General features: G+C 31.7%; 8 protein-coding genes. 2 read left to right on the top strand and 6 right to left on the bottom strand.

Features of this window, described 5'->3' with window-relative positions; translation table 11 throughout:
- Positions 1-60: 60 nt before the first annotated feature.
- The 3 genes from B8T70_RS22040 to B8T70_RS22030 are packed head-to-tail and all read right to left on the bottom strand — an operon-like array spanning position 61 to position 1,152.
- Entirely contained in the window at positions 61-279 is a 219-nt protein-coding gene (locus tag B8T70_RS22040; RefSeq protein ID WP_039112061.1) for a DUF4287 domain-containing protein, read from the bottom strand.
- Positions 280-320: 41 nt separating this feature from the next.
- A complete protein-coding gene (locus B8T70_RS22035; RefSeq protein WP_086896242.1) occupies positions 321-734 on the bottom strand; it encodes a VOC family protein in 414 nt (137 codons plus the stop codon).
- Positions 735-744: 10 nt separating this feature from the next.
- On the bottom strand, positions 745-1,152 hold the full coding sequence (locus tag B8T70_RS22030; RefSeq protein WP_039112063.1) for a VOC family protein: 408 nt from the start codon (positions 1,150-1,152) through the stop codon (positions 745-747).
- Between the two features lie 138 nt (positions 1,153-1,290).
- Between B8T70_RS22030 and B8T70_RS22025 the strand changes: the two genes are divergently transcribed.
- Both B8T70_RS22025 and B8T70_RS22020 read left to right on the top strand, forming a co-directional pair.
- Positions 1,291-2,271 carry a GlxA family transcriptional regulator gene (locus tag B8T70_RS22025; RefSeq protein WP_086896241.1) on the top strand — a complete coding sequence of 327 codons (981 nt, stop codon included), beginning with the start codon at positions 1,291-1,293 and terminating at the stop codon, positions 2,269-2,271.
- A 927-nt stretch (positions 2,272-3,198) separates the two neighbouring features.
- Entirely contained in the window at positions 3,199-4,236 is a 1,038-nt protein-coding gene (locus B8T70_RS22020; RefSeq protein ID WP_039117370.1) for a serine hydrolase, read from the top strand.
- Between the two features lie 206 nt (positions 4,237-4,442).
- Here the strand turns inward: B8T70_RS22020 and B8T70_RS22015 are convergent, their stop codons facing one another.
- From B8T70_RS22015 to B8T70_RS22005, 3 genes are all read right to left on the bottom strand, one after another.
- Positions 4,443-6,464 carry a site-specific recombinase gene (locus tag B8T70_RS22015; protein ID WP_240474670.1) on the bottom strand — a complete coding sequence of 674 codons (2,022 nt, stop codon included), beginning with the start codon at positions 6,462-6,464 and terminating at the stop codon, positions 4,443-4,445.
- A gap of 215 nt (positions 6,465-6,679) precedes the next feature.
- Entirely contained in the window at positions 6,680-7,555 is an 876-nt protein-coding gene (locus B8T70_RS22010; protein ID WP_086896240.1) for a DMT family transporter, read from the bottom strand.
- The gene (locus tag B8T70_RS22005) at positions 7,555-8,043 is read right to left on the bottom strand and encodes a MarR family winged helix-turn-helix transcriptional regulator (protein ID WP_052259378.1); all 489 of its coding nucleotides are present in this window, start codon (positions 8,041-8,043) and stop codon (positions 7,555-7,557) included. The genes B8T70_RS22010 and B8T70_RS22005 overlap by 1 nt, the downstream gene beginning before the upstream one ends.
- Positions 8,044-8,300: the final 257 nt, after the last annotated feature.

The following is an 8,300-nucleotide window of genomic DNA, read 5'->3' as shown; positions in this document are numbered from 1 at the left end:
GAAGCCGTATCAAATATTACATCGATACGGCTTCTTTTTATTTTGCTTTTACGCAATATTTTATTCTGTTTTCCCTTTGAATGAAGCGTAGATTGCCATAGCATGTCCATGACCTAATTCAAATTCTTCTTTAAGCCAATTGGTAATTTGGGTGGCTTTTACAGTTTCAATAATGTTTCCGTCTTTCAGGAATCCTTTCTTTTCAGCCAGTTCTTTAAATTCTGCTGGTGTTTTGCCAGTCTTGGCTTTAATGTTATCTATATACGCTTGAAATGACATAATCGTGTTGGTTTAGTTTGTGATACAATTTATAGTAATAGTTAATCTTTAGCAGATGAATAATAGAGCATCCATTGATAACCAAATTTATCCGTAAGATGACCAAATAAGGCTCCAAAAAAAGTTACTTCTAAAGAATGAGTTGCAACGCCATCTTTAGCCAGATAAGCATAGGCATTTCTTATTTCTTCTTCAGTGTTAAAAGTAAGCATCATAGCAACATTATTACCTTTAACTAAATTTTCTGGAGCCATATCTGATCCCATAATTACAATAGAGTCACTCTTAAGTGTGGCATGCAAAATACATTTTTTCATTTTCTGAGGCAAATCTTTTGCCATTGGTGAGTCGGCTATGGTTTGTAGTTTGAGTTCACCACCAAGACAAGCTTTGTAAAATGTCATAGCTTCCCGGCAATTGCCATTAAATGTTAAATAAGAATTAAGCTGTACCATTTTTATTGTGTTATTGTTGTGGGAATTTAGTTAGATCCATATATAGAACTTCCCAAAGATGCCCATCTAAATCTTCAAAGCTTCGTTGTTGCATAAAACCATAATCTTTAGCTTCAGAAGATTCCTTACCTCCTGCTCCTACGGCTTTATCGATCATTGTATTCACTTCCTGAGTGCTATCTACAGATAAAGAGTTAATTACAGAAGCGGTTTTAAAAGTATTACCGATTTCTTTTTTGGTAAATTCATTAAATTTTGAATGCGTTAAAAGCATTACATAGATTTCTTCGGTCAAAACCATACAAGCAGCAGTTTCATCTGTAAACTGTGGGTTATTTGTAAATCCGATTGCTGAATAAAAGGACATTGCCTTTTGTAAATCTGCTACAGGCAGATTGATAAAAATTTTCGTAGCCATTTGTCTAATTTTTTAATTGTTAATTGATTAATACAAAGATCGAACAGAAATAATAGAATATGAATATACAAAAATGACAACAAAAGGGTGATTTGCGACAAACTATATTTATCTTTGAAATAGTAAGAAATTAAAGCTATGATAAAAAAAGTTAGTATTCTTGTTCCTGAAAGTTCTGTTTTGCAAGCTATTGCAGACCCTCAGTATTTATTTTCGGCAGTAAACCAATTTATGATTTCATCTGGTAAAGAACCGCTGTTTGAAGTACAGTTAGTTGGCTTAAAAAATGAAGTAAAGCTAAATGACGGATTATATTCTGTAAATACATCTCATCTTTTAAAAGATATTACAAAGACTGATCTAATTGTAATACCCGCATTGTTTGGGGATATGAAGAATGCAATAGCTCTAAATCAACAATTTTTGCCTTGGATAAACGAACAATATGATAAAGGAGCCGAAGTAGCTTCCTTATGTGTTGGCGCATTCTTATTGGCATCTACAGGTTTATTAAATAATAAAAAATGTTCTACACATTGGGGTTTTCAAAACGAGTTTAGAGAAATGTTTCCCGAAGTAGAAGTTGTAGATGGAAGTATAATTACTGAAGAACTGCGTATTTATTCTAGTGGAGGAGCAAATTCTTATTGGAATTTGTTATTGCATCTGGTAGAAAAATATACGGATAGACAAACTGCTATATTAGCTTCTAAGTATTTTGCTATTGATATAGATAGAGATAGCCAGGCTGCATTTGCAATGTTTCAGGGACAAAAAAATCATAATGATACAGCAATTAAACAAGCACAGGAATTTATAGAAGATAATATTCAGGAGAAAATTACAATTGATGAATTGGCAGAACTAGTGCTATTAGGCAGAAGAAGTTTTGAAAGACGATTTAAAGCTGCGACCAATAATTCTGTTTTAGAATATATAAACAGAGTAAAAATTGAATTTGCTAAAAAGAGTTTTGAAACCAGTCGTAAGAATATTAACGAAGTAATGTACGATGTAGGTTATACAGATACCAAAGCATTTCGTAGTATTTTCAAAAAAGTTACAGGATTAAACCCAATCGAATACCGCAATAAGTACAATAAAATGGTTCTTAATTAATACTCATATAGCTCACGGTTTCAACCGTGTGATATAGATTACGATAATGCATTATGGTCCAACGGTTAAAACCGTTGGCAATGTTTATGGTTTAGAGTAAACACTCGATTCCCTTCTTAGATTGTTTCTTTTAATAATCGAGTTACTAACGGAGATCCTTCCTGCGTCAGGATGACAAGTTTGTGGTTATAGCAAGTCTTAGATTCTTAGTGCCTTAGAACCTTTGTTCCTTTAAGGCGTGTGATACAGATTGCGATAATGTATTTCGCTCCAACGGTTAAAACCGTTGGCAATGTTTACAACACCCGATAACGCGGAAGTTCTTTCCGTGCCCGTAAGATGTATTCTTAATCAAGATATAAGTTTATATCATTCTAAGTTCCAGAGGAACGCTATATTTATAGAAATTCATAAAAATATTTTGCAAAACCCCGTAGGGCAATGTCATTAAGTTAAGCTCTTTTGATCTAATTATGGTGAATTATTTTTGCGCAAAAGCGCAAAGGTTTTAGGCGTAAACTTGGCGGCTTGGCGACTTTGCGTGAGATTTATTGGATACACAGTATTGCAGCTATTTTTCTTAATTTAATAACATTGTCCATTGAGTGATATATTAATCTGCAGAAAAAAACTAAATATCACTACGCTGTAGCTCTAACTCAAGAACCTGTACATTTACTATAAATATGATGCTCCGATGGAGTAATTCCACTTCATATTTTCTAAAACTCCCTGAGAGCTAAAGTATTTTCTAAATTTGAAAATCACATCTAATAGCGAGAAATTCCTTGCATATGTTACATCACTTAAAGTAAAAAAAAGACTTTTTTGAAAATATTACTTTCCTATATTTGTTTACAACAAAACCAAAGTTTTTTTACAAACTGACGTTATGTGCAATCTAATCATATAATTAAACTATAAATTATGACAATAAAACATTTAACGATATTTTTGTTTTTTGCCTTACTTGGGTGTAAAAGTAATCAGCAAAATGTTGAAAATGCGATTACAAAAAATGCCCTACAGTTATTAGAGGACAAAAGATTTCATTCTGTTTCAATAGCTGTGTTTAAAGATGGAGAATCTACAATAAAACATTTTGGAGAATTATCTATTGGAAAAGGAAACAAACCAAACGATTCTACACTTTATGAATTAGCTTCTGTAACTAAAACTTTTACGGGCTATGTAGCCGCTAAAGCCGTACTTGATAAAAAAATAAATTTAGATGATGATATTAGAATCTATCTAAGCGAACCTTATCCTAATTTAGAATTTAATGGAGAATGTATAACAATCAAGCACCTCCTCACGCATACAAGTGGGTTTCCTAATTTCCCTATAAAAAGCGAAAATAAAGAAGCTTTTTTTGAAGGATTAAAACTAATCAAAATTGAAACGAAACCTGGAGAAATATATTCCTATTCAAACACAGCTCCAGAGTTAACAGCATATATACTTGAAAAAGTGTATCAAAAACCTTATGAGGAATTGGTAATTGAATTTGTTTTGAAACCAAATAAAATGAACCAAACCAAATTCACCTTAAATGATAATGAAAGAGCAATTTTAGTAAAGGGCTACAATGATAAAAACGAGTTAATGCCAAACTTCAATAGAACTTTATGGGGCGGAATTTCAGGATTGCACTCTACGCCTACGGATTTAGTAAAATATATGAAATTACAACTTGACAAGTCAAATCTTGTTGTAAATGAATCTCATAAAAAATTATACAAAGAAGGTTCTGATTTTTGGGAGGGTTATCATTGGTATATATTAGAAAATGATAATGAATTAATTTATAGACATCACGGAGGTATATACGGAATGCAAAATTGGTTTGTGATTTATCCTAAAAAAAATATGGGAATATCTATATTGACAAATACCAGCTTTAATGAAACAGGAGAAATTTTGGAAAAAGTAGTTGATAAATTATATGGAGACCTAAATAAATAGATATAAACTAAAAAATAAACAACACATAACCCTTGTTTAATATGGTGGATTTAGGCCTTAATTTTATGATATCTGTGCTATAAATACAATGTTCTGATGGAGCAATTACGGATTATAATTTTCTAAAACTTCTAAAAAAAAGGTGCTGTCCAAAAATTAGACAGCACCTTTTTTATTACTTAAGAAATAATGAGTTTTGTAAATAGCTATTGCGATATACTGCTATTTTTAGGTGGAAAGAAGAAATGCATAGGTTTACTTAAAAAGTACCTGAAGATTGCTCTTGCCACTTGTCTTAGTTCTGAAAGCGGAATGTTTCGGGAACGAAAAGCAAGTCCAAGCGATAAACTGAAACTAACCATAAAATTGACTAAACCGATGATTCCGATACCTAAAACAGACCAGATAAACATCCATTGGGTAACATAAAAGTCGGTTCCGTATAAAGCCAACGCAAAGTTTCCACTTGCAAAAGTAATGTGCCTGATATCTATATTTAATCCGAAGAATATCCCAATAAAAGCGGTACTTCCCATAAAAACACCAAACCAGAAATTAGAAATAATACCTGCCCATTTTTTTTCATATAAAGAGGCTAATTTCTTAGTCCATTTTTTACCTAAACTCAATTTTAATAATGGATGTTCCTGAATACGATAGTATATATGATTGTGTTTGTCACGATTGGCGATACTACCCGCAATAATTCCTGATAAGAACAGAAAAACTCCTGCTATGGCTGCATGGAAAATTGCTGCAGAATAAATCGGATTTAGATCTTGCATTAAAGTTGGCCATTTTTCCTTAGCTATATTATAATGAAAGGTTTGGTCAATAAGCCAGATTCCGAGTAATGAAACCGGAAAAGCTATAATAACGTTCCCTACAAAAGCGATAAACTGTGAGCGGAATACACGAGCAAAAAATATTGCAAATTCTTTATACTTATAGTCTTTTTTGTCCTGTGTTTTTTGCTTAAAGCCTTCTTGTAAAGCCCTTACCAGTGCAGAAGCGGTCATTGCAGGCTGTTTTGTTGCAAGCGTAAACCCAAGAATATAAATGATTATAAATCCGATAGAATAGTTCATGCTGTATAAAAAGACATGTCCAAATCCGCTTGCTTCTACTTTACCCAATAACAGTTTAATGATACACAGTATTCCTACGATAAAACCTCCACCAGCAGCAGAATAAAACATTTTATAATACTCCTTACGACTGTTTGTAATATAATGTTCTCCAGTATTGGCAGTATGTTGGGTTATTTCATAAGATAAAAGCTGAGTACTCTCATTAACTAGTTTCTGGATATTATTTTTATCACAATTGTATTTAATCAGTTTATATGCTAGAGAAATTGTATTCCTTTTAGCATCTTCTTGATTGCCTTGTATCAAAAGTGGTAATAACGATTTAAGTCGCTGAAGTTGCTGACGAATTCTTAACAGACTCTGATTTACGTGTAATGAAATACCAAATTTATTACTGTTTTTAAAAGCGGTTTCTATATAATCTACACATTGTTTGTGCAGAATAATTAATTGTTTGTAACCTAAATCATCTTCGTTGATAGCATTCTCAGGAGAGTCAATTAGTTTCTCATTCATTAATAACAATTCTCGCTGAAAAGCAATAAATGGGCTTTCGAGATTTTCATATTCTGGCACCATTTGTATTACATCAGTCTCCATGGCAGACCCACAAATGCGATAAGTAATTACTTCCATTGCAAAAATTAACTCATTAAACGAAGAGTTTTCGTCAGTGAATCCATAAATAGAATGAAATTTAAGCAAATAAAATAGCTCTAGAATTTGCTCTTGAGGTATTTTTTTAATCCATATTGGGTCAGTATTAACAAAGAATATTTGATTTAAAATAAATTGTAATGTGTCCTTTTCAGGTTGCTCGGGAATTAATTTAGCGAAAATCCTTTTGCGAACTTCAAAAAAGAAATTGGCATCTTGAAGAATACCTGCATCAGAAAGGATTTTATTAAACTTTTTCTTTTCTAAATGGGCATTAACGCAAACCATCAGTCCGTTACGATAATTTTCATTCTCCTTAAGTAGACTAATTAGCTCCGATAAATCAACAGCAGTAACAGTTTTTGGGTTTTTCGGGCGAATTAAATTCACCAGTTCTACCAGTAATTCTACATTTTCGCTATTAAATTCCCATAACTGGGCATTATTAAAGTTTTTTTCAAAATAGTATTTTAATGTCATTTTTGGTTTTCTCCTCAATTTCATTCTAATCAAATTTATTATAGCAAATCTTTTTATATCAGGTACAAAAAGTGAGCTTGTTTGAGTTTGCAATATACTGTATAAGAATTATAGTCATTTTAATTTTCTCTTAAAGTATTCTCGCGATAGTTTATTTAGACAGAATTTTAATTCATTTCTAATTTCTGATTTTACTTTAGAAGGGAAAAAAAATGTCAAACAGAAGTGCTTTTTGCCTTTTTTAGATTCATGGCTATAATTGCTGCTATCATAATTATAATTCCAATGATCTGGACAAAAGTTATATTTTCTCCTAACACCAAACTAGCAGTAAGAACAGCTACTGGCAACTCAACAGTCATTAAAAGGCCGCTTGTTGTTACTCCTACTTTAGGAATACCTACAGCAAACAAAGCTGGCGGTAATATGGTTCCGAATACAGAAAGAAAAAGTCCCCATTTTAATAAATGAAAGTCAAAATGATTAGAGAAAACGATAGGCTGAAAGTTTACTATTAAAATACAAAGAGCAGAACCTGTCATAATCCATGCACTTCTGTTTTGCCAGTTTCCTTCCTTTCCAGTCTTGCTGTTAAGTATAATATAAATAGAGTAAATAAGGGAAGCCAACAGCACAAATCCAATACCTTTTAATGATAAAGAACTCCCTTCATTAAAATTTATTCCACTTGCCAAAATCGTCCCGAAAATAACAACTGCAGTTACTATTAATTCCATTTTAAGCGGTTTCTTGCCATACAAAAGCCATTCTAGCAAAATACCAATCCATGTAAACTGCATAAGTAGCACAATTGCAATAGATGCAGGAATGAATTTTACCGATAAATAATATAGAAAAGTTGTAATACCAATTGCTGCCCCTGTAATTAAAAGCCACCCTATTTCTTTAGGTTTACGACGTTCTTTATTTGTAAAAAAAACAATAGACCATAACACTATTGCTCCTAAAAGAGCTTGGATAAAAGATATTTCAGGAGTTGTATATCCTTGCTGATAAGCAAGTTTTACAAATGAAGAAAGAATACCAAAACTTGCAGCGCCTACAAGTACCATTAAAACGTATCTAAACATTATATTTTTTTTAAATTATTTAAAGTTCTCTCTTTGTAGCTTTTCTTTCCGATTTTTTCCTCAATCAGTTCTAGATTTTTCAAGAAAAGTTCATTTCCATCTAGTAATTCGTTCATGGTAAGAATACAAGCTTCCCAACATTTTTCTAATTGAGGCAAGGCTAATTTTGCTTTTTCAGTAAGATATAGCAGTTGTTTCCGTGAATCGGTAGTATCAGTTTTGGTTTCTATATACCCTTTTGCTTTCATGTTCCTGATAATCTTAACAATTGCAGGATGTGACATTTGCAAACGCTCTGATATTTCGGTTACTGTGAGTTCTTCATGTTTTTTTAAAAGCAAGAATATAAGATGCCAATTAGGCTCAATATCTACTCCAACAGCTTTATAAAAATCTTTAGTACTATAAAGTATATTATCCGTAAGTCGCTTTAATCGGCTGGTAAGTCCCACCAATTGTAATTCTATTAAAAAATCGTTCTGTATCATAAATTACGTAACTAGTTACGCAAATATATAAAAAATACGTAACTAGTTACGTTGTTTGTAAAAAAAGACGATAATTTAAATAAAGTATGATTACGAAATGTGTTTAATGAAGAGAATTTAGTTACATAAAAAATAGTTGGGATTTTCCCGATTATTGGTAATTTATTAAAAGGATGATGACACTCCAAATAATTAATTTTACTTATTGTTTAATTTTGTACTGTAAGAAAAACGTGTATCTTTAAAACAATATAAAA

The organism is Flavobacterium sp. AJR (genome assembly GCF_002156885.1).
Taxonomy (GTDB): Bacteria; Bacteroidota; Bacteroidia; order Flavobacteriales; family Flavobacteriaceae; genus Flavobacterium.
This window is presented reverse-complemented; position numbering and strand designations above follow the sequence as displayed.